21 protein-coding genes are annotated in these 20,594 nt (G+C 55.4%); 7 read left to right on the top strand and 14 right to left on the bottom strand.

The window, feature by feature from the left end; genetic code table 11:
- Positions 1-8: 8 nt before the first annotated feature.
- Positions 9-893 carry a formate dehydrogenase subunit beta gene (gene fdxH, locus L462_RS15825; RefSeq protein WP_032678228.1) on the top strand — a complete coding sequence of 295 codons (885 nt, stop codon included), beginning with the start codon at positions 9-11 and terminating at the stop codon, positions 891-893.
- A complete protein-coding gene (gene fdnI, locus L462_RS15830; RefSeq protein ID WP_032678227.1) occupies positions 886-1,539 on the top strand; it encodes a formate dehydrogenase-N subunit gamma in 654 nt (217 codons plus the stop codon). Before fdxH ends, fdnI begins: the two co-directional genes overlap by 8 nt.
- A 43-nt stretch (positions 1,540-1,582) precedes the next feature.
- Here the strand turns inward: fdnI and ppk2 are convergent, their stop codons facing one another.
- Complete coding sequence (gene ppk2, locus L462_RS15835; RefSeq protein ID WP_032678226.1) at positions 1,583-2,401, bottom strand: polyphosphate kinase 2; 819 nt, start codon at positions 2,399-2,401, stop codon at positions 1,583-1,585.
- 166 nt (positions 2,402-2,567) lie between these two features.
- On the opposite strand from ppk2, the gene araJ reads away from it, so the two are divergent.
- The gene (araJ, locus tag L462_RS15840) at positions 2,568-3,746 is read left to right on the top strand and encodes an MFS transporter AraJ (protein ID WP_032678225.1); all 1,179 of its coding nucleotides are present in this window, start codon (positions 2,568-2,570) and stop codon (positions 3,744-3,746) included.
- A 30-nt stretch (positions 3,747-3,776) separates the two neighbouring features.
- On the opposite strand, the gene L462_RS15845 is transcribed toward araJ, so the two are convergent.
- A complete protein-coding gene (locus L462_RS15845; RefSeq protein WP_032678224.1) occupies positions 3,777-4,979 on the bottom strand; it encodes an NAD(P)/FAD-dependent oxidoreductase in 1,203 nt (400 codons plus the stop codon).
- A gap of 199 nt (positions 4,980-5,178) precedes the next feature.
- On the opposite strand from L462_RS15845, the gene L462_RS15850 reads away from it, so the two are divergent.
- A complete protein-coding gene (locus L462_RS15850) occupies positions 5,179-5,685 on the top strand; it encodes an RrF2 family transcriptional regulator (protein WP_014170178.1) in 507 nt (168 codons plus the stop codon).
- A gap of 43 nt (positions 5,686-5,728) precedes the next feature.
- On the opposite strand, the gene adhP is transcribed toward L462_RS15850, so the two are convergent.
- The 6 genes from adhP to L462_RS15880 all read right to left on the bottom strand — a co-directional run bounded on the left by adhP (position 5,729) and on the right by L462_RS15880 (position 12,382).
- On the bottom strand, positions 5,729-6,739 hold the full coding sequence (adhP, locus tag L462_RS15855; RefSeq protein WP_020884077.1) for an alcohol dehydrogenase AdhP: 1,011 nt from the start codon (positions 6,737-6,739) through the stop codon (positions 5,729-5,731).
- 204 nt (positions 6,740-6,943) lie between these two features.
- Entirely contained in the window at positions 6,944-8,653 is a 1,710-nt protein-coding gene (locus L462_RS15860; RefSeq protein ID WP_032678223.1) for an ABC-F family ATP-binding cassette domain-containing protein, read from the bottom strand.
- 323 nt (positions 8,654-8,976) lie between these two features.
- Positions 8,977-10,674 carry an NAD-dependent malic enzyme gene (locus L462_RS15865; RefSeq protein ID WP_020884079.1) on the bottom strand — a complete coding sequence of 566 codons (1,698 nt, stop codon included), beginning with the start codon at positions 10,672-10,674 and terminating at the stop codon, positions 8,977-8,979.
- Between the two features lie 176 nt (positions 10,675-10,850).
- Positions 10,851-10,988, bottom strand: a complete 138-nt coding sequence (gene sra / locus L462_RS15870; RefSeq protein WP_013096533.1) for a stationary-phase-induced ribosome-associated protein — start codon at positions 10,986-10,988, stop codon at positions 10,851-10,853.
- 95 nt (positions 10,989-11,083) lie between these two features.
- Complete coding sequence (gene bdm, locus L462_RS15875) at positions 11,084-11,299, bottom strand: biofilm-dependent modulation protein (RefSeq protein WP_020884080.1); 216 nt, start codon at positions 11,297-11,299, stop codon at positions 11,084-11,086.
- Positions 11,300-11,530: 231 nt separating this feature from the next.
- Entirely contained in the window at positions 11,531-12,382 is an 852-nt protein-coding gene (locus L462_RS15880) for a Vmh family MBL fold metallo-hydrolase (protein WP_025204138.1), read from the bottom strand.
- Positions 12,383-12,493: 111 nt separating this feature from the next.
- On the opposite strand from L462_RS15880, the gene L462_RS15885 reads away from it, so the two are divergent.
- Positions 12,494-13,369, top strand: coding sequence for a LysR family transcriptional regulator (locus L462_RS15885; protein ID WP_020884082.1), 876 nt, complete (start codon positions 12,494-12,496; stop codon positions 13,367-13,369).
- Between the two features lie 23 nt (positions 13,370-13,392).
- On the opposite strand, the gene L462_RS15890 is transcribed toward L462_RS15885, so the two are convergent.
- Entirely contained in the window at positions 13,393-14,352 is a 960-nt protein-coding gene (locus L462_RS15890) for a hypothetical protein (protein ID WP_032678222.1), read from the bottom strand.
- A 127-nt stretch (positions 14,353-14,479) separates the two neighbouring features.
- Between L462_RS15890 and L462_RS15895 the strand changes: the two genes are divergently transcribed.
- A complete protein-coding gene (locus L462_RS15895; RefSeq protein ID WP_014170171.1) occupies positions 14,480-14,908 on the top strand; it encodes an OsmC family protein in 429 nt (142 codons plus the stop codon).
- A 23-nt stretch (positions 14,909-14,931) separates the two neighbouring features.
- On the opposite strand, the gene L462_RS15900 is transcribed toward L462_RS15895, so the two are convergent.
- A complete protein-coding gene (locus L462_RS15900; RefSeq protein WP_032678221.1) occupies positions 14,932-15,837 on the bottom strand; it encodes a LysR family transcriptional regulator in 906 nt (301 codons plus the stop codon).
- A 153-nt stretch (positions 15,838-15,990) separates the two neighbouring features.
- Here L462_RS15900 and L462_RS15905 point away from each other — a divergent pair, with 153 nt between their 5' ends.
- Positions 15,991-16,740 (top strand): SDR family NAD(P)-dependent oxidoreductase, encoded by a 750-nt coding sequence (locus L462_RS15905; RefSeq protein WP_020884087.1) that lies wholly within the window; start codon positions 15,991-15,993, stop codon positions 16,738-16,740.
- 26 nt (positions 16,741-16,766) lie between these two features.
- Here L462_RS15905 and L462_RS15910 read toward each other — a convergent pair whose 3' ends face one another.
- The 4 genes from L462_RS15910 to L462_RS15925 are packed head-to-tail and all read right to left on the bottom strand — an operon-like array spanning position 16,767 to position 20,590.
- Complete coding sequence (locus L462_RS15910; protein WP_025204144.1) at positions 16,767-17,699, bottom strand: ABC transporter ATP-binding protein; 933 nt, start codon at positions 17,697-17,699, stop codon at positions 16,767-16,769.
- Positions 17,692-18,678, bottom strand: coding sequence for an ABC transporter ATP-binding protein (locus tag L462_RS15915; RefSeq protein WP_032678220.1), 987 nt, complete (start codon positions 18,676-18,678; stop codon positions 17,692-17,694). The genes L462_RS15910 and L462_RS15915 overlap by 8 nt, the downstream gene beginning before the upstream one ends.
- Positions 18,675-19,571: a D,D-dipeptide ABC transporter permease gene (ddpC, locus tag L462_RS15920; protein ID WP_032678219.1), complete on the bottom strand. Its 897-nt coding sequence runs from the start codon at positions 19,569-19,571 to the stop codon at positions 18,675-18,677. Before ddpC ends, L462_RS15915 begins: the two co-directional genes overlap by 4 nt.
- Positions 19,568-20,590, bottom strand: coding sequence for an ABC transporter permease (locus L462_RS15925; RefSeq protein ID WP_032678218.1), 1,023 nt, complete (start codon positions 20,588-20,590; stop codon positions 19,568-19,570). The genes ddpC and L462_RS15925 overlap by 4 nt, the downstream gene beginning before the upstream one ends.
- Between the last annotated feature and the right edge of the window lie 4 nt (positions 20,591-20,594).

The raw sequence follows: 20,594 nt of genomic DNA, 5'->3' as shown, positions 1-20,594 counted from the left end.
GCGAATACATGGCAATGGAAACACAGGACATTATTAAACGCTCCGCGACCAACTCCATCACCCCCGCGCCTCGTGCGCGGGATGATAAGGCAGAAGTCGCCAAGCTTATCGATGTCACTTCCTGCGTGGGTTGTAAAGCCTGCCAGGTGGCCTGCTCGGAGTGGAACGATATCCGCGATGAAGTGGGACACTGCGTCGGGGTTTACGATAATCCGGCGGACCTGAGTGCCAAATCCTGGACGGTGATGCGTTTTAGCGAAACCGATCAGAACGGCAAGCTGGAGTGGCTGATCCGTAAAGACGGCTGTATGCACTGCGAAGATCCGGGGTGCCTGAAGGCCTGTCCGTCAGCCGGGGCCATCGTCCAGTACGCCAACGGGATTGTCGATTTCCAGCAGGATAACTGCATCGGCTGCGGCTACTGCATTGCGGGCTGTCCGTTTAATATTCCGCGCCTCAGTAAAGAGGATAACCGGGTCTACAAATGCACCCTGTGTGTCGATCGCGTGAGCGTCGGGCAGGAGCCTGCCTGCGTGAAAACCTGTCCGACCGGGGCTATCCACTTCGGGACAAAAAGAGAGATGCTGGAGGTAGCCCAGCAGCGCGTGGACAAACTGAAAGCGCGCGGTTACGCCAGTGCGGGCATTTATAACCCGCAGGGTGTGGGGGGAACGCACGTGATGTATGTTCTGCACCATAACGACCAGCCGGAGCTGTACCACAATCTGCCGAAAGATCCTGCGATCGATACCTCGATCAACCTGTGGAAAGGGGCGCTTAAACCGCTCTCTGCGGCGGGCTTTATCGCTACTTTCGCCGGGTTGATTTATCACTACATCGGTATCGGACCCAACAAAGCGGTGGATGACGACGAGGAGGAACCTCATGAGTAAGTCATGGATTGTGCGCACGAAGTTTGTCGACCGTGCCTGTCACTGGACGGTAGTGATCTGCTTCTTCCTGGTCGCGGTCTCGGGGATCTCCTTTTTCTTCCCGACGCTGCAGTGGCTGACGGAAACCTTCGGGACGCCACAGATGGGGCGTATCTTGCATCCGTTCTTCGGCGTGCTGATTTTTGTGGTGCTGATGTTTATGTTTGCGCGCTTCGTACATCACAATATTCCGGACAAGCATGACATTCCATGGCTGAAGGGGATTATTGAGGTTCTGAAGGGCAATGAGCATAAGGTTGCGAAGGTCGGCAAATACAACGCCGGGCAGAAGATGATGTTCTGGACCATCATGAGCATGATTTTTGTGCTGCTGGTCACCGGCGTCATTATCTGGCGGCCGTACTTTGCGCACTACTTCCCCATTCAGGTGATTCGCTACGCGCTGCTCATTCACGCGACGTCAGCCATCATTCTGATCCACGCCATCCTGATCCACATGTATATGGCCTTCTGGGTCAAAGGGTCGATTAAAGGTATGATTGAAGGGAAGGTGAGCCGCCGCTGGGCGCAGAAACACCACCCGCGCTGGTACCGTGACGTTGAGCGGCTGGAAGCGAAACAGGACAGTACGAAAGGGATGCAGTAAGTCCCGCGTTCGCGGGTCAGCGAATGACCCGCGAACGCTTCAGTCAAAAACGCTCTTCAACATACCGGAACGGGTATTGGGTCGGCTTCACTTTACCAATCTTACGCTTCGGCAAACTCACCGCTTCGATGTGAATGGCTTTGTACGGGATTTGCGCCAGCAGGTGCGAAATAATGTTCAGGCGCACGCGTTTTTTATCTTCCGAACGGGCGACAAACCACGGTGCCCAGGCGGTGTCGGTGGCAGCAAACATCGCATCTCGCGCCACGGTATATTCATCCCACAAATTGAAAGACTTAATGTCCATTGGAGATAATTTCCAGGTCTTTCGCCCGTCGTTAATACGATCGCGCAGACGACGCTCCTGTTCTTTCGGCGTGACCTCCAGCCAGTATTTGAGCAGGATGATCCCGGCATCCACCATTGCTTTTTCCATCACCGGCGTGCCATCAAGAAACTTATCGACCTGCTCCGGTGTGCAGAATCCCATCACCCGTTCAACGCCCGCGCGGTTGTACCAGCTGCGGTCAAAAATGACGATTTCGCCGGCGGCTGGCAGGTGGGGGACATAACGCTGGAAATAGAGCTGGGTCTTCTCTTTTTCCGTCGGGGCGGGGAGCGCAACAACCCGGAAGACGCGTGGGCTAACGCGTTCAGTGATGGCTTTAATGGTTCCGCCTTTACCGGCACCGTCGCGCCCTTCAAAGACAATACAGACCTTTAAACCCTTTGCGACGACCCACTGCTGGAGCTTAACCAGTTCAACGTGGAGGCGACGAAGCTCTTTTTCATACTCTTTCGTTTTTAACGGCTCATGCTTTATGACATCAACTGCGACACTGGTTTTCTTCTTGCTTCCCATGATTGTCATCCTCAGGTTGTCCGGCGCGGGAAAAAGCGGGGCCGCACTATGAAGTGTAATCCACCTGAATTAATGGATTAACGTGTCAGCCAGCTGATTTGAACTGGCTCACCATACAAGATTGTTCAATAATGCCCGTCGCGCGTTGTTAACCAGTGGTTGTGGTATGAAAAAGACAATTTTTTCGTTGGCACTTGGCACGTTTGGCCTGGGAATGGCTGAATTTAGCATTATGGGCGTATTAACTGAGCTGGCCCATGACACCGGAATTTCAATTCCCGCCGCCGGGAATATGATTTCGTTTTACGCCTTTGGTGTGGTGATTGGTGCCCCGATTGTGGCGCTGTTCTCAGGCAAATTTTCGTTAAAATCCACGCTGTTGTTTCTGGTGGTGCTGTGTGCCGTCGGAAATGCGATTTTTACCTTTTCAACGTCGTATGCCTGGCTGGCGATAGGGCGGCTGATTTCCGGTTTTCCGCACGGCGCCATTTTTGGCGTCGGGGCGATTATTCTCTCGAGAATTGCGCCTCCGGGGAAGGTGACGGTCGCCGTGGCGGGCATGATAGCCGGCATGACGGTTGCCAATCTGGTGGGCGTACCGCTGGGCACCTGGCTGGGTCATGAATTCAGCTGGCGCTATACCTTTTTCCTGATTGCCCTGTTTGATGCTCTGGTGATCATCTCGGTACTGGTCTGGGTGCCGCACATCCATGATCGCTCCGAAATCAAATTGACCGCGCAATTTTCCTTTCTGAAAAAACCGGAGCCGTGGCTGATTTTTGCCGCCACCATGTTTGGCAATGCTGGCGTGTTTGCGTGGTTCAGCTTCGTCAAACCGTTTATGGTCAACGTCTCTGGCTTCTCCGAAGGCGTCATGACGGTCATCATGATGCTGATGGGGCTGGGTATGGTGTTAGGTAATCTCCTGAGCGGGAAGTTATCGGGCCGCTTCAGTCCGCTGCGTATTGCCGCCACCACCGACATGGTCATTGTCGCGTCACTGCTGTTGCTATTCGCCTTTGGGGAACATAAAACGGCGTCGCTGGTGATGGGCTTTATCTGCTGCGCCGGGCTGTTTGCACTCTCTGCGCCGCTGCAAATTCTGCTCCTGCAAAATGCCAGGGGCGGTGAGATGCTGGGTGCCGCTGGCGGGCAGATGGCATTTAATCTCGGCAGTGCGATAGGGGCGTATTTTGGCGGGATGATGATCACGCTTGGCTTTAGCTGGAGCTATGTCACGCTGCCAGCGGCTGTGCTCTCTTTCTCAGCCATGAGTTCACTGCTGATCTACGCGCACCTTCGGGCCAGAAAGGCAGACGCCGGTTCGCTCGCTTCCGCACGTTGAACCGCGCCGGTAAGGCGCGGTAGAAGGGCACTAGACAAATTTCGCCAACGGATCGGCAGCGGCAAACGCCACGGCTTTGTCCGCTGCTGGCGGGTAGATAAGTTCATTGGTGATGGCGATTTTGATTTTCTTTGCGTCATCACGCACCGATTTGACGGCCTGGTCCCACCCTTCAGTGTAAACGGCACCCCAGGCACCCAGGTCCAGACAGGTCACGTAGTTAACCTGGCGGTAAGGATAAGGCGTGCGATTCAACAGGCTGGCTGCCGCGTTGTGGCCGGCAAATTTACCCAACTGGATCGCGTGCTGGCAGGTCATTAGCGCCGTGTTCCCCATCTCGTCCGTTCTGGCGTAGGCCATATCTCCCGTCGCGTACACGTCCGGATGAGCCGGAACCTGCAGCGTTTCTGTCACTTTTAGACGCCCTTGGTTATCGCGTTCGCCGTTAATCTGTTGTCCAAGCGGGTTTGCTTCAACGCCTGCCGTCCAGACTACGGTTGCAGCGGGGATACGTTCGCCGTTTTTCAGCGTTACGCCGTTCGCATCGATGGCCTCAATTTCACTGTTCAGACGCCACTCAATCCCCAGTTCCTGGCTCGCGTCTTCAATGGTGTTACGCAATGCTTCACTGTATCGTCCGCCAATGACATGACCCCTTTCAACTACGATAACTTTTATCGCTGTATCATCACCGAAGCGAGCGCGCAGGCGAGCAGGAAGCTCGGTTGCCAGTTCAATGCCGGTAAAACCGCCGCCACAGACAACCACGGTATTGCGCGCAGCGGTGGAAGGGCGCGAGACCAGGGAGTCAAGATGCTGCTCAAAGGTCTGTGCGGATTCAAGCTGATCGATATCAAAGGCGTACTCAGCCAGCCCGACAATCGGTGGACGTTTGCTCTGGCTGCCGGTGGCCAGCACTAACCGTTCGTAACTCACTGCGGCAGCCACGCCATTCGCATCACGACAGGAAACGATTTTCCCTTTTGTATCAATGGATTCTGCTTTCCCTGCGATAAAATCAATACCCAGTTCAGCGAACAGTCCGGTCAGCGGAGAGACCAGCGACGTCACGTTCTCTTCATAGAAGCGCGGGCGAACACGCAACTCGGGGGCGGGTGCCAGCACGGCGATCTTCAGGCTGTTATTGCCCTCCAGCGCATTCAGACGCGCGGCACTGACTGCAGCCCACATGCCGGAAAAACCACTGCCCACAATTAAAATCTGCTTCTTCATCTTCGATCCTTTTGATCATCACGCTGTATACCTGACATAACTGCAACTATACTTGTCGCAGTTAACTGCGACAACTTCTTTCTGAGTTAAATTTTAATGCTGCATAAAATCAGCATGTTAATGAAAAAGGGGAGGGTAGTTGTGATTGTGGGCAATAACGCCGTTATAATGACCCAGATAAATAACTTCGGAGTTAACCATGGCGTTTTACAGTTCCGGTGTGGAATACGGCATTCACAGCCTGATGTGCATGGTGGATGCAAAAGGCAATGAGCGTGAGATGAGCGTCCGGGAAATGGCCGCCCTGCAGGGTGTGCCGTATGATTACCTGGGAAAAATATTCACCCGTTTGTCACGTGCCGGGCTGGTGAGCAGCACGGAAGGTAAGGGCGGCGGGTTTAAACTGGCGCGTCCGGCGGAGTTGATCACCGTACTGGATGTGGCGCACGCCATTGACGGTGAGAAGAACATGTTTGAGTGTCGCGAGGTGCGTCAGCGGCTGGCGGTGTTTAATGAAACGCCTCCTGCCTGGGTGTGCAATGGCCCGTGTGGCGTACGTTCGGTCATGGACAGCGCACAGCAACGGATGGAAGAGGAGTTAGCGCGACATACCATTCTCGATCTGGCGCGCAAGATGTACCGCAAAGCGCCGGATACCTTTCAGATTGAGGTTCAGGAGTGGATTTCTGACCGGCGATCGTCGTAGTGAAATGCCGGGTAAGGCAAAACCGCCCCCCGGCAACCGGCGATTAAGAGCGTAAATCAATCACCATACGACCGCGGATTTGACCCTGCTCCATCTCTTTAAAGATGGCATTGATATCTTCCAGCGGACGCATTGTCACTTTTGGCACCACTTTGCCCTCTGCCGCAAACTGGAATGCCTCCATCAGGTCCTGACGGGTTCCCACCAGCGAACCGACGACCTGAATGCCGTCCAGAACCAGGCGTGGAATATCCAGGCTCATCGCTTCCGGCGGCAGGCCCACGGCGACCACGCGGCCACCGGCACGCACGGCATCCACCGCTGAGTTGAAGGCTGCTTTTGCCACGGCAGTTACCACCGCGGCATGTGCGCCTCCGGTTTTCTCCTGAACAATTTTCGCTGCATCTTCGCTGCGAGAGTTAATGGTTAAATCTGCCCCCATGCTGGCGGCCAGTTTCAGCTGTTCATCGTTCACATCAATGGCGATGACCTTGGCGTTGAATACGTTTTTAGCGTACTGCAGCGCAAGGTTACCCAGACCACCAAGACCGTAAATCGCAATCCACTGGCCCGGCTTAATGTGGGACACTTTTACCGCTTTGTAGGTGGTGACCCCCGCGCAGGTGATGCTGCTCGCCGCTGCGGAATCCAGACCGTCCGGCACTTTTACCGCATAATCGGCGGTCACGATGCACTCTTCAGCCATCCCACCGTCAACGGAATAACCCGCGTTTTTCACATCCCGGCACAGGGTTTCGTTGCCGGTATTACAGTATTCGCAGTGTCCACAGCCTTCAAAAAACCATGCCACGCTCGCACGGTCGCCAATTTTCAGCGAGTTGACGCCTGGGCCAATCTCTTTAACGATCCCTATTCCTTCGTGACCCAGTATCACCCCGGTCTTATCGCCGAAATCACCGTTCTTCACGTGAAGATCGGTATGACATACGCCGCAGCATTCCATCTTCAGCAGGGCTTCTCCATGCTTAAGCGGGCGTAATGATTTTTCGGTGACATTGACCTGATGATCCTGAGTGACAACAGCAGCCTTCATATGTTTCTCCTTGTTCATGATGAGATTCTGCATAGCAGGTGTACTACTTCTTAAGGATTAATACTTAGGCGCGTTAATGCAAGGTGGCAGCAACATAATGTCATCATTTGATTCGATTTCGGATTAAGAATACAGCGATCCTCTAATAATCAGGGGGGCGTTCAGGGGCAGAGCGGCCCGGCGAGACGCTCGCCGGGCGCGGACTTACAGTTTTGCTTCTATCGCCTCAATCTCCTGGCGCCATTGCGCCTGCAACTGCGGCTTCTGGTGCTTCGGTTTGCGGGCCAGGTCTTCCTCCAGCAATGTCTCCAGCGCGATCAGCCGTTCAAGCAGGTCGTCAAACTGCGAAGGGCGATCGTGCTGTTGTTTCGGTGAACACGGCGATGTTATCAGGCCTGCACTTTCACGCAGCCGTTCAAAGACCGCTTCGGCGTCATGCCATTCACTCAACCTGCCGTCCTCAATCAGCCAGAAACGGTTGCAGCTTTGGCTGATTAATTGACGGTCATGGCTGACCAGCAGCACGCCACCTTCAAATTGCTGCAGGGTTTCCGTCAGCGCCTCTTTGCCTTCCATGTCCAGATGGTTGGTCGGTTCATCCAGCATCAGCAGGCTATAGCGCGCTAACGTCAGGCCAACAAACAGCAGGCGAGAGCGTTCTCCACCGCTGAGCGTACTGACTTTCTGACCGTGACGTGGCCACGCAAAGCCGGCACCGATCAGGGCCATCTTGCGATTCTGCGGATCGGGTGCAAACGGCTCCAGTGCGTCAAACAGCGATGCATCGTCCGGGAGTTGGTTCAGCGTCTGGTCATAATAGCCAGGCGATACGCGTGGATGGAGTTTCAGCCCATCGTCAGCCTGCTCGCCGCGAAAATTCCGCCAGATCAGCTTCATCAGGGATGATTTACCGCAGCCGTTACGTCCAACGATGGCCACGCGGTCGCCGCTTTTGATACGCGCGATGTCAATGTTAAACAGCGCAGGCAGCCCGGGCGTCGGCGGCACTGCGAGGTTTTCCAGCTCCAGCAGACGGTCGGCCCGTAGCGCGTCGCCGCGCAGGGTTAATGTCCACTGACTTCCCGCCGTGACCTCCGTCTGGCTCTCTTTCAGCCGTTCAACCTGCTTTTCCATCTGTTTCGCTTTGCGGGCCAGGTCTTCGTTGTCGTAGACTTTGCCCCAGGTCGCCAGTCTTTTTGCGCTGGCCGCGACGCGGTCGATCTCCTTTTGTTCTGCCTTGTGGCGCTGCGCATCACTTTCGTCTTTCGCATCCAGCGCTTTGCGTGCGGCGGTGCAGGGAAGGGCAAAGTAATGCAGCATCTTATCGCGCAGGATCCAACTGCCGTTGGTCACGGCATCCAGCAGCTGCCTGTCATGTGAAACCAGCACAAAGCTGCCTGACCAGGCCTGTAAAAATTGCTCCAGCCAGAGCATGGTGGGTAAATCGAGGTGGTTACTCGGTTCATCCAGCAGCAGCAGGTCCGGCGCATTAATCAAAGCCCGCGCCAGCAGCAGACGCGTATGTTGCCCGCCGCTCAACGTTGCCGAGGTTAATGTCCAGTTCTGCGGCGTAAAGCCCATACTCGCCAGCAGCGTTTCCGCTTTCCAGCGCAGGCTCTCGCGTTCAGCCGCAGGCAGTTGTGCCAGCACGGCATCCAGCATGCTCAGGGGATAAATCCCGTCCGGCAGATGTTGTTCTACGCGCGCCATGATGCAGTGCCCGGCCAGCGCGACCGTTCCGGCGGCAGGCGTGTCCGTACCGTCCAGCACCTTCAGCAACGTACTTTTACCGCAGCCGTTGTCGCCCAGCAGACCGATGCGATCGCCTTTTTTCAGCGTAAAGGAGAGAGAGTCGAAGAGCGTACCAAACGCCGTATCAACACGTAGAGATTGTGCAGTGAGTAAAGTGCTCATTGTTGCTTACCCAAGAGTTACAGGCATGTTTATGCCTCGTCAAACATCGCTGACGATAACTCAGTAAGCCCGAGAGAAGGGATTTCAGGGGTTGGTGTCTTCGCTCAAGCAGAAGTTATCGCAGCACGATACCGATAACGCTTGAGCTGGTGCGATCACCAAATGTATGTGAAACATTGAAAATTTCACAGTACAGCATAATTGGCCTCCTTATATATTCAGTAGGTTAATGGATGAAGGCAGTGTAGCGGGGATTTTACGGCCCGGCAAGCGCGGGCAGAATGGCAGGCCGGGAGGCATGATTGCCTGACCCGGCCTGTTCTTTAGATAGACGTTCTGCGATAGCTGCGGTATTCCGGCATCCAGAAGTTGTCGTCAATGGCCTGCTGCAGCGCATCGGCGGAGGTTTTCACCGCCACGCCTTGCTGCTGTGCCATTTTTCCTACTGCGAAAGCGATCGCGCGGGACACCTTATGAATGTCTTTCAGCTCTGGCAACACCAGGCCTTCACCGTTATTCACCAGCGGTGAGTGTTTCGCCAGGGTTTCGCTGGCTGACATCAGCATTTCATCGGTAATGCGTGACGCACCGGACGCGATAACCCCCAGACCAATCCCCGGGAAGATGTAGGAGTTGTTGCACTGCGCGATCGGATAGGTTTTATCCTTCCACACCACCGGGTCGAACGGACTGCCGGTTGCCACCAGTGCGTTACCTTCGGTCCAGGCGATGATGTCCTGCGGCGTTGCTTCTACACGGGAAGTCGGGTTAGAGAGCGGCATCACGATAGGGCGTTCACAGTGTTTGTGCATTTCGCGAATAATCTCTTCGGTGAAGAGACCGGTTTGCCCGGAAACGCCGATAAGAATGTCCGGCTTCACGTTGCGCACCACGTCCAGCAGGGAGAGCACCTCGTTGTCGGTATCCCAGTTTTTCAGGTTCTCACGTTTCTGAACCAGTCGGGTCTGGAACGGCAGGAGGTTAGGCATACCGTCGGTCAGCAGGCCGAAACGGTCAACCATATAGACACGGGAACGGGCCAGTTCTTCACTCAAGCCCTCGCGCTGCGTCTGAGCAATAATCTGCTCGGCAATACCGCAGCCCGCAGAGCCTGCGCCCAGGAAGACGATTTTCTGGTAGCTCAACTGGCTGCCTGCCGCACGGCTGGCGGCGATCAGCGTCCCAACGGTCACGGCGGCGGTGCCCTGAATGTCGTCGTTGAATGAACAGATGTCATCGCGGTAGCGGTTCAGCAGCGGCATGGCGTTCTTCTGCGCAAAGTCTTCAAACTGCAGCAGCACGTTCGGCCAGCGTGCCTTAACGGCCTGGATAAAATCATCAACAAACTGATAATACTCATCGTCGGTAATGCGCGGATGACGCCAGCCCATGTACAGCGGATCGTTGAGCAGCTGCTGGTTGTTGGTACCCACATCCAGCACTACCGGCAGGGTGTACGCCGGGCTGATACCTCCACAAGCGGTGTACAGGGAGAGCTTACCGATTGGGATCCCCATTCCGCCAATACCCTGATCCCCGAGGCCGAGAATACGTTCCCCGTCAGTCACAACAATGACCTTGATGTTGTGGTTCGGCACGTTCTGCAGAATATCGTCCATATTGTGACGGTTCTGATAAGAGATGAATACGCCGCGGGAGCGACGGTAGATCTCAGAGAAACGTTCACACGCCGCACCCACCGTTGGGGTGTAGATCACCGGCATCATCTCTTCGAGGTGGTTCTGAACCAGGCGATAGAAGAGGGTTTCATTGGTGTCCTGAATGTTACGCAGGTAGATGTGCTTGTCGATTTCGGTCTTGAAACCCTGATACTGGATCCACGCACGTTCAGCCTGTTCTTCAATGGTTTCCACCACTTCGGGCAGCAGACCAAGCAGGTTGAAGCTGCTGCGCTCTTCCATGCTGAAGGCGCTGCCTTTGTTGAGCAGGGGGAATTCCAGTAAAACCGGACCGGCATAAGGGATATATAAGGAACGATGTTTTTTCAGTTTGTTGTCCATGTCACTCACTCTTTTTTTGAAGATCCGTCCCTGACACTGCTGTTTGTCATCTTTCTGGCCTGTGCGGTGGGGTGCGGTCAGGCGGTATTATAAAGGAGCTAAATGTTAATTACCGCAACACATAAACAAAAACACCATCGGTTTTGCCGATGGTGTTCAGGATCTCTTACTGGAACTTACTTGCCAGCGTGGCGTTTTCTGCCGGTGGCATGGGTGACTTGCGTTTCACTGTCGCCCTCAATCACCACTTTACGTTGGTTAGAAAGCTTGTAGTTCAGTCCCAGAATATGGCGTGCCTGACGGTTCGATTTCATCTTTACTCCTCAATCCTGTTGATAGTTTTAAGGACAAGTTTGCTTACGCAAACGAAATGTAACCCCTTAGGTTGCAGATCCAGCTTAGCAGGTTTTTACAAAGAGGCATTCTGTCCACTGACCACGTAGTTAATGGTCTGTTGGTAGATGTCACTGAGGATGTCATTGTCTGTGGATTCCACCCATTTGGTCAGTTCCATCAAAATGTCATCTTCAGTCACAGCACCGTGTTCGGCGTGAAGACCCTGTGCGATCGCGTTAACGAGTTCAGGTTGTGCTGCTGCAGTATTTGCCGGGTAATAAGTAAACATGCTGCCTCCGTGTCGTTGTCTGTGTAATGGTACGGCTCGCAAAAAATGTAATTCACAAACAGAATGGCAAATATTTTCCTTGCTGTGTCTAAGATTCATCTTAGAAATAAAAATGACATAAGTGCATGCTTTTAGACACTTTTAGAAATGGAGGAATAATGACAGGGGACGAGGGGGGATATTTTGATGCTGCTCCTGCTATCCGAGAAAATAGCAGGAGCAGAGATTAATTTACCATTTCATTTCGCCGGTATTCACTTTCGCACTTAATTCCAGCGAGCTCTCTTCGGCCAGGCCCGGATACGCTTTTTTCATGGCGCTAATGACGCCAGCAGAATCTTTGTGATTAGCCAGCGTCTGCTCGAACCGCTGCAGATATTCACGGGTAAAATCGATAGCGCCGGTACCTGACGGTGGCGTCCCCAGATAGTGACCCGGGATCACGCGCTCAGGTTTGTGCGCCGCCATGTTTTCCAGCGTATCCTGCCACTGCTGGCGACGCGCCCTGGTCTGGGTATCGGCCGTCCACAGATGGATGCCCCATGAAACGCCCGTGCCGCCAAGAATCGTCTTCGCCGACGGGATCCAGACATAGGCCGCGTAGCTGTCTGGCTGTTCAATATCGATTTTCTCACCATCAACCATAAACGTGGTGGAGGTCAGCACCTGGGGAACGATCAGCGTTGTTGGCGCGCCGTCTTTCATCTGTGGGCCCCAGAAGGCCAGCTTGGCATCTTTGGTGGCCTTGATATGGTCAACCACCTGCTGAGTCGCCACGACTTTCGCATTCGGGAATGCTTTAACCAGCGGTTGCAGACCAAAGTAGAAGTCCGGATCGCCGGAGGTGATCACAATCTTGTTCAGGGTTTTACCGCTGCGGCGAATTTTCTCCACCAGTGCTTCACCGTCTTTCACGCTAAACTGCGCGTCAAACAGGACGGCCTCTTTCGGGCCAGACACCAGCGTCGACGAGACCGCAAAGATGCCTTTCTCCTGCGGGTTCCAGGTATCAATGGTCAACGGTGCGGCGAAGACCGCCGGCGTGAAGAGGGTGCATAGCAGTGCAAGGCGAGTGAGCTTCATCATCATGTCTCTTTTTATCAGGAAAGACCCTATTGTACCGAACTCTCCATTTGCCAGAATTCCTGAAACAAGACATGCTTAGTTTCATAAATCGAGCAAATGGAGCGTTATATGGATCGCGTTATTGCCGCACAGGTCTATAACCGGATTTGCGAGCTGGGAAGTTTGAGTGCCGCAGCCCGTGCGCTGGGCATTTCCCGGCCCATGGTAAGCCGTTATCTTGAGCAGATGGAGAAGTGGGCGGGGACCCGCCTGGTGAACCGCTCAACGCGTAAGCTGACGCTGACCGCAGCAGGGGAAAAGGTACTGCAGAAAACGCGTACCCTTTCGCAACTGTCGCAGGAGATTGAAGGCCAGTCGGAGAAAGATTTACCTTCCGGCACCTTACGGGTAGCCTGCGCGCACTTTACCGCCATGCACATGATTGCGCCGGTACTGCCCGGGCTGCTGGCGCGTTATCCGCAGCTCAGAATTGAACTGGATGTGAATAACCATCCCGTGAGTCTGGTGGGCGAGCGTATTGACGTAGCCGTGCGTATCACCGATAACCCGGAGCCGGGGATGATTGCCCGCAGGCTGGGCGAGTGCCGTTCGGTGCTTTGCGCCTCGCCGGACTATCTTGCGCAGCACGGTACGCCCGTGACGCCTGAGGATTTGGCGCAGCACAATTGCCTGCATTACAGCTTCTTTGCGGGTCAGTCGTGGCATTTTGTGACGCTGGAAGGCGAAAGCGTGAGCGTCGCGGTGAGCGGCAATCTTAGCGCCAGTATCTCGTCGTTGTTGATGGACGCGGCGGTTAAACATTGCGGTATTGCAATGCTGCCCGAACACGAAGCGCAAGGGGCGCTCGAGCAAGGACTGCTGGTACCGGTGCTCACAGACTTAGTGCCTAAGCCGCTCGCCATTCACGGGATTTACCAGTCGCGGGAATATCAGCCTGCGGCCCTGCGCGTCTTTCTTGATGAAATTGCAGGGCATCTGAACTGATGCCCGCGCAGTGAGCCTGTGGCTTATTTCGTCGTCAGCCAGGGCGACGTCGTGCTCCAGAAAATAATATCTGCGCCGAGATACGCTTCTGCGAACTGAACAAACTCATCTTTGGTGAAGGGCTTGCCGGTAGCCGGGTTTCTGTAGGTAAGCGTGGGCTCCTGAACGGCCATGGCGACCAGCGGCAGTTTGTTTTTATACTGGTTAAAGAACGGATAGGCGTTTTTCATTTGCGCCTTGCGGTTGGGAACAATATCCGGTCCGCCAAGCCCGATATTATGGGCACTGGCGTATTCAAACAGCCGCCCCATGTAATTATGGTCATTGTTCCATTCACACGGCCAGAAGTTCACATATTGTACGACATGGGATTGCGTGAAAACCTTTCGCGCAAAGGCGAGGTTTTCCATTTCTCCGGCAAAATAGTTGTCGCACGAAAATCCTGTCGGCGGCTTTTTCTCATCAAGGTCAATCGCGGTTTCAGGTAAGTTCACACCGTAAACCTGGCCATCAAAACGCTTCGCCAGCGCTGCCAGTAAGGCCTGATACCGCTCACGCACGGCAGGATCCCACTGACGGGCTACCCAGCCTGAACCTGTAGGTTTCCCTTCACCAGGATTGTCAAACTGCGGAGAAATACCACCGCTGTACTTTGTGTCTGCCATCAGATAATCAGGGACATACCGGGCATCTTTTTCGAAGAAGCGATCCTGAATTTGAATAAACAGCTTTTTATTGCTGGCCTTCAGGCGTGCCAGGTCTCGCTCTATGGATGAGAAGTCATATCTGTTTTTCTCAGGCTCCAGTGCACGCCAGTTATAAACGATCTGCGCGCCACCGATATCACGACGGGCGATAAGCGCGGCGGCGGCATCAAGGTCGCCCGAGCTGGTATAGATAAAATTCTCCGGCGTGCTGGCAAAGAGGGGGAACGTCACGGCGAGCGTGGTCAGCGCCACGACAATCCTGGTGTTTAGCATCATAGGCCTTTCCCTTTTGATGGTTCGAAGTGATGTATCGCATCAACGCCAACCAGAATACTCTGTGTTCCAGGACGCGTCAGATCTCTGGTCTATACTTAACCCTTTGTAAGCCAAAAGGAGAGCAAGAATGACAATTCATAAGCACGGTTCAGCACACTGGTCTGGCGATATTAAACGCGGAAAAGGAACTGTTTCTACCGAGAGCGGCGTTCTCAATCAACAGCCTTACGGCTTCAACACCCGTTTTGAAGGCGAAAAAGGGACCAACCCGGAAGAACTGATTGGTGCCGCACACGCAGCCTGTTTTTCGATGGCACTGTCGCTGATGCTGGGTGAAGCAGGCTACACCGCCGATTCCATTGATACCACCGCCGACGTGTCACTGGATAAAAAAGAGGGCGGTTTCGCCATTACGAAGGTCGCACTGCAGAGCAAGGTTACTGTCCCTGGCATTGACCCTCAGCAGTTCGATGGCGTTATTCAAAAAGCGAAAGCTGGCTGCCCGGTTTCCCAGCTGTTGAACGCGGAAATCACGCTGGATTACACGCTCAATTAAACCCCAGCCGGGTTAACACCCGGCTATCCCTTCAGCGTGGCAGGAAACACCTCTGCCAGCCAGGCGATAAACACTCTCAGTCGATGTGTCAGATGCCGGTTCTGCGGATAAACCACATGAAACGGATAAGCGTCAGGTCGCCAGTCACTAAGAATTTCAGTTAACGTCCCCGCCTGTAAATGCCTTTTTGTCGAATACTGAAACGTCTGAATAATGCCTAAACCTGCCACCGCCGCCGCCAGATGAGCATTGCTTTCATTGACCCCAAGGAAGTGCGGAATACTTATCTCCAGCCTTTCTCCCTTTTCCCTGAAGCGAAACGGGAACGCCCGACCGGTGACGGGAGAAAGGTAGCTAATCAGCTTATGGCCATTGCACAGTTCCCGCGGATAGGCTGGTACGCCATGATATTTTAAATAATCAGACGTCGCGCAGGTGACCATTTCAGCGTCACCCAGATGACGGGCAATAAGGGAGGAGTCGTCCAGAGGGCCGCCGCGGATCACGCAGTCAACGTTACCGCTGATCAAATCTACGGGCCGGTCGGCCACGCCAAGATCGATGCGTATTTCCGGATAACGCTGCATAAAATCCGGGAGCAGGGGGATCAGCACGTCGCGCGCGGTTGAACCGCCCACATCCACGCGCAGATGGCCTTTCGGCGTCGCGCGAGAAACGCGAAACGACGTATCGATATCTTCAATATCAATCAGCACCCTGAGCGCTTTTTCATAGTACCCGGCACCTTCCGGTGTGGTGACTACCCGTCGTGTCGTGCGGTGTAAAAGCCGGATCTCCAGGTGCGCTTCGAGCGATTTCACCAGCTTGCTCAGGGTGGCGATAGGCATATTCAGAGAATCAGCCGCACGCGTAAAACTTCCGGTTTCCACCACCCGCGTAAATGCGCGCATTGCCATGAGCTGGTCCATTCGTACTCCGGATTATTTCCACCTGTGAATAGTGATTTTCATTTTTGCCCGTTTTTCATTAATCCTGCAACCGATAGAGTTTATTCAACGCAAGCGAAAACCTCTTCAACCGTTTTTGCGGGCATCCTGAAAACATGATTAAAGGTGAATAACATGAATACGTCTCTCGCAGGTAAAATTGCCCTGGTTACGGGCGGTAGCACAGGTATCGGTCTCGCCACCGCGCAGGAACTGGCGGCCCAGGGCGCGAAGGTTTATATCACCGGACGTCGTCAGGCGGAGCTGGACGCTGCCGTTGCACAAATTGCCACCGCGGCGGTCGGCATCCGTGCGGACGTCTCTCAACTTTCCGACCTCGATAAAGTCTATGCGCAGATTGCAAAAGACGAAGGGCGTCTGGATATTCTGTTCGCCAATGCGGGTGGTGGCGACATGCTGCCGTTAGGCGCTATCACTGAAGAGCAGTTTGACCGCATCTTTGCAACCAACGTTCGCGGTGTACTGTTCACCGTGCAAAAAGCGTTACCGCTGTTATCAGCCGGATCGTCGATCATTCTGACCGGATCCACGGTGTCCATTAAAGGAACCGCAAACTTTAGCGTATACAGCGCCAGTAAAGCCGCCGTGCGCAACTTTGCCCGTTCGTGGGCGCTGGATTTGCAGGGGCGCGGTATTCGCGTCAACGTGGTGAGCCCGGGGCCCATCAAAACCCCAGGGCTGGGTGACCTGGTGCCGGAAGAACATCGTCAGGGGCTGTATGACGCGCTGGCCGCCCAGGTGCCGCTGGGACGCTTAGGCGCGCCGGGGGAAGTGGGGAAAGCGGTGGCGTTTCTGGCCTCAGATGCAGCAAGCTTTATCAACGCCACCGAACTGTTTGTCGACGGTGGAATGGCGCAAATTTAAACGTGAAACAGCGCAACCCTGCGTGGCTACTCGCTCAGATTGCGCCAGCAACGCACGCTACAGCCCTCAACTGAAGGCTGTAGCGACTGCGGATGTTCGCATCCTTGCGCTGCCTGCGGACAGCGGTCCCGGAAATAACAGCCGGTGGGAAGGTGGCGATTGCCAGGAAGCTCTGTTTTACGCAGCGCCAGGTTTTCATCCAGCGGTTCACCGGTTCTGGGAACGGAATCAAGCAGCAGCCGGGTGTAGGGATGGCGCGGCCTGACAAGCACCTGATCGGTAGTTCCCAGTTCCACGATCTGGCCCAGATACATCACCGCCACACGATCGCTCATGTGTCTGACTACCGAGACGTTATGTGAGATCAACACATAGGTGAGGTTCCGTTCCTGCTGCAGTTTTACCAGCAGGTTGAGGATTTGCGCCTGCACGGAAATATCCAGCGCGCTGGTGGGTTCGTCGAGCACGATGATGTCTGGATTGGACGACAGCGCCCGGGCGATAGCAATGCGCTGGCGCTGCCCGCCTGAAAAGGCATGCGGTAACCGGTCAAGATATTCCGCACGAATACCCACCTGCATCGCCAGCGTCTCTGCCAGCTGGCGCCGTTCGCGTTCACTGCTGCGTTTTTGCACCCACACCGGCTCGGTGATGATGCGCCACACCGGCAGACGCGGGTCGAGGGAGGAGAGCGGGTCCTGAAAAACCATCTGCATGCCGCCCGCGTGATGCGTCCGCTGATAGTCGCCGGTGCTGGGCCTGAGCATGCCCATCAATAGCTGTGCCAGCGTGCTTTTCCCGCAGCCGGATTCCCCAACAATGCCCAGCGTTTCGCCGCGACGGATCTGCAGGTCCAGCCCATTGAGGGCATGCACCTGTTCCGTAACGCGGCCCAGCCAGTTTTTGCGCGCGGGAAAGTTGACATGCACGCTATCCAGTTCAAGCAAAATGTCAGACATGGTGTTTCTCCCGTTGCGGGTACCAGCAGGCAGCCATCTGGCCCTCTGCACCATTAGGAAGCAAGCGCGGTGCCTCACCGCATTTCGTCCCGGCGGCAAAGCAGCGCTCGCGGAACGCGCAGCCTTGTGGAAGCTGGCTGAGATTAGGCACCGTGCCGGGAATGGCCGGAAGCAACTCGCGCGGCGCACCGTTTTCAGGTGCACATTGCAACAGGCCGATGGAGTAGGGATGAACGGGATGGTGGATCAGCGTTTGTGTGGCACCGCTCTCAATTACGCTTCCCGCGTACATCACATACATCCGGTCACAGAGCTGGGAAACCACGGCCATATCGTGGCTGATAAACAGCACCGAGGTTCCGCTGGCCCGCGCCTTGTGCTTCAGCAGACGCAGGACCTGCAGCTGCACGGTCACATCCAGCGCCGTGGTCGGCTCGTCGGCGATGATAAGTTCAGGCTCGCAGGAGAAGGCAAGGGCGATCATCACCCGCTGACGCATGCCGCCGGAGAGTTCAAACGGATAACGCGCCATCACCGCTTTCGCGTCCGGGATTTGCATCTCCTCCAGCAGGGCAATCGCTTTTTGCTGCGCCGCGCGACGGTCGAGCGGCTGATGCTGGCGGATCACCTCCACCATTTGCTTACCAATCCGCCGCGTTGGGTTCAGGGCGGTCATGGGCTCCTGAAAAATCATCGCCACTTTTGCCCCGCGCCACTGGCGAAGCTGTTTTTCCGATGCGGTCAGAACATCTTCTCCCAGCAATGTCACCTGACCGTGATGAATTCGGTAGCTGCCTTCCGGCAACAGGCGCATAGCGAGCATGGCGGTAACCGACTTCCCCGACCCCGACTCGCCCACTACGCCGACAATTTCGCCCCGTTTAATCTCCAGCGAGACGTGGTTCAGCGCATGAACCTCACCGCAGTATATCGGGAAACTCAGATGTAAATCCTCGATGGTTAAAACCGAGTCGGTCATGACTGTTTCCCTCCTGATTTCGGATCCAGCAGGTCGCGGATGCCGTCACCAAAAAGATTAAAGCCCACGGCGGTAATCAAAATGGCCGCGCCAGGAAAAGCGCAATACCACCACTGGTCGAGTACATAGTTGCGCCCTACGGCAACCATCGCGCCCCATTCGGCGGTGGGTTGCTGTGCGCCCAGACCGATAAAGCCCAGCGTGGCGGCCATCAGAATGGCGCTGCCAATATCCAGCGAAGCCTGCACAATCAGCGGCGGGAGGGCGTTGCGCAGAATATGCCAGCTGATTAAATGCCAGCGTGATGCGCCGAAGGTGCGGGCCGCCTGAACATAGGTAAACTGGCGCACGACAAGGGTTTGCCCGCGTGCCAGACGCACGTAAAACGGAATACGTACAATCGCGATGGCGAGCATTGCGTTAAACAGGCTCGGCCCCAGCGCCGCTGCCAGTGCCATGGTCAGCACCAGCGAGGGAATGGAGAGCATCACGTCCATAATGCGCATAATAATGGCGTCGCCGCGCCCGCCCATTACGCCAGACAAACAGCCCAGAAGCGAGCCAATACCGCCCGCAATCACCACGACGGCCAGCCCCGCGCTGATCGACTGCTGGCTGCCGGCGAGCACCCGGCTGAACAGATCGCGGCCGACCTCATCGGTGCCAAACCAGTGTTCGGCAGACGGAGCCTGCAGACGCGCGGTCAAATCCAGCGCATTGGGGTCATGCGGTACAATCCACGGTGATGTCACCATCAGCAGGAGCATCAGGATCATGATCGCGGCGCCAATCAGCGTGAGGGGACTTTTACGCAGCATCCAGAACAGTTTTGCCCAGTTGATGCCTGCTTTCGCTGTTTTAACCGGGACGGGCGTTTCCTGAGTCAACATCATTCGGCACCTCCGCGCCCGATTCGCGGGTCAACCCACAGATAGAGCAGATCGACCACCAGATTAACCAGCACATAGGCCAGTGAGACTACTACCGCGAAGCCCATGACGGCAGGGAAATCGAGCGCCTGAATAGAGGTGACGACCCAGGCGCCCATTCCCGGCCAGGCAAAGACGGTTTCGGTGAGGACTGCGCCATACAGCAGATCGCCCAGCGCCAGTCCAAGCACGGTAATCGACGGGATCATCGCATTGGGCAGGGCATAGCGCAGCACGATGTACCAGCCGGGCAATCCGCTGGCGCGTGCGGTTCGTATGTAATCTTCACTGAGCTGCTCCAGCATGGCCGAGCGGACCTGACGCGCCACAATGCCGAGATGAACAAATGCCAGCGTCATCGAAGGTAAAATCAGATGCTGCAGGGCATTGAAAAAGACCTCCCCGTTGCCTTCCAGCAGCGCATCCACCAGATAAAAGCCGGTAACGCGCGTCGGCGGATCGAGCCAGTCGTCAAGCCTTCCGCCGCCCGGCAGAAGTTGCAGATGCCCGTAGAAGAGGACAATCACTCCCAACCCAAGCCAGAATGCGGGCGTTGAAATGCCCGTCATCGCCATTAAGCGCACCAGATGATCCAGCCAGCGGTCACGGTAGACCGCCGATAAAATCCCCAGCGGCACGCCGATAACAAGCGCCAGCAGCAGGGAACAAAAAGCCAGCTCCAGGGTGGCCGGGAAAAAGGCCTTCAAATCTTCCGCGACCGGACGTCCGGTGCGGATAGAGGTGCCTAAATCGCCATGGGCCAGCGCATCCACATAGCGACCAAACTGGATATACAGCGATTGATCCAGCCCCAGCTGCTGGCGGATGCCTTGCACAATGTCGTCGCTGGCGCGGTCTCCGGCCAACAGGCGGGCCGGATCGCCGGGGATCAGGTGTGAAATAATAAAGGTGATGATACAGACACCGGCCACCACAAGGATTAACCCCCAGCAGCGCTGGCGCACAATGCTCCAGAACGTCATACAC

Origin of the sequence: Enterobacter sp. BIDMC 26, from assembly GCF_000534435.1 — a bacterium.
GTDB lineage: Bacteria > Pseudomonadota > Gammaproteobacteria > Enterobacterales > Enterobacteriaceae > Enterobacter > Enterobacter ludwigii.
The sequence above is the reverse complement of the archived record's forward strand: the minus strand, read 5'-3'. Positions and strand labels throughout refer to the sequence as shown.

Coding starts and splice junctions, on each gene's coding strand:
- fdxH (WP_032678228.1), top strand. CDS start 9: ATGGCAATGGAAACACAGGACATTATTAAACGCTCCGCGACCAACTCC.
- fdnI (WP_032678227.1), top strand. CDS start 886: ATGAGTAAGTCATGGATTGTGCGCACGAAGTTTGTCGACCGTGCCTGT.
- ppk2 (WP_032678226.1), bottom strand. CDS start 2,401: ATGGGAAGCAAGAAGAAAACCAGTGTCGCAGTTGATGTCATAAAGCAT.
- araJ (WP_032678225.1), top strand. CDS start 2,568: ATGAAAAAGACAATTTTTTCGTTGGCACTTGGCACGTTTGGCCTGGGA.
- L462_RS15845 (WP_032678224.1), bottom strand. CDS start 4,979: ATGAAGAAGCAGATTTTAATTGTGGGCAGTGGTTTTTCCGGCATGTGG.
- L462_RS15850 (WP_014170178.1), top strand. CDS start 5,179: ATGGCGTTTTACAGTTCCGGTGTGGAATACGGCATTCACAGCCTGATG.
- adhP (WP_020884077.1), bottom strand. CDS start 6,739: ATGAAGGCTGCTGTTGTCACTCAGGATCATCAGGTCAATGTCACCGAA.
- L462_RS15860 (WP_032678223.1), bottom strand. CDS start 8,653: ATGAGCACTTTACTCACTGCACAATCTCTACGTGTTGATACGGCGTTT.
- L462_RS15865 (WP_020884079.1), bottom strand. CDS start 10,674: ATGGACAACAAACTGAAAAAACATCGTTCCTTATATATCCCTTATGCC.
- sra (WP_013096533.1), bottom strand. CDS start 10,988: ATGAAATCGAACCGTCAGGCACGCCATATTCTGGGACTGAACTACAAG.
- bdm (WP_020884080.1), bottom strand. CDS start 11,299: ATGTTTACTTATTACCCGGCAAATACTGCAGCAGCACAACCTGAACTC.
- L462_RS15880 (WP_025204138.1), bottom strand. CDS start 12,382: ATGAAGCTCACTCGCCTTGCACTGCTATGCACCCTCTTCACGCCGGCG.
- L462_RS15885 (WP_020884082.1), top strand. CDS start 12,494: ATGGATCGCGTTATTGCCGCACAGGTCTATAACCGGATTTGCGAGCTG.
- L462_RS15890 (WP_032678222.1), bottom strand. CDS start 14,352: ATGATGCTAAACACCAGGATTGTCGTGGCGCTGACCACGCTCGCCGTG.
- L462_RS15895 (WP_014170171.1), top strand. CDS start 14,480: ATGACAATTCATAAGCACGGTTCAGCACACTGGTCTGGCGATATTAAA.
- L462_RS15900 (WP_032678221.1), bottom strand. CDS start 15,837: ATGGACCAGCTCATGGCAATGCGCGCATTTACGCGGGTGGTGGAAACC.
- L462_RS15905 (WP_020884087.1), top strand. CDS start 15,991: ATGAATACGTCTCTCGCAGGTAAAATTGCCCTGGTTACGGGCGGTAGC.
- L462_RS15910 (WP_025204144.1), bottom strand. CDS start 17,699: ATGTCTGACATTTTGCTTGAACTGGATAGCGTGCATGTCAACTTTCCC.
- L462_RS15915 (WP_032678220.1), bottom strand. CDS start 18,678: ATGACCGACTCGGTTTTAACCATCGAGGATTTACATCTGAGTTTCCCG.
- ddpC (WP_032678219.1), bottom strand. CDS start 19,571: ATGATGTTGACTCAGGAAACGCCCGTCCCGGTTAAAACAGCGAAAGCA.
- L462_RS15925 (WP_032678218.1), bottom strand. CDS start 20,590: ATGACGTTCTGGAGCATTGTGCGCCAGCGCTGCTGGGGGTTAATCCTT.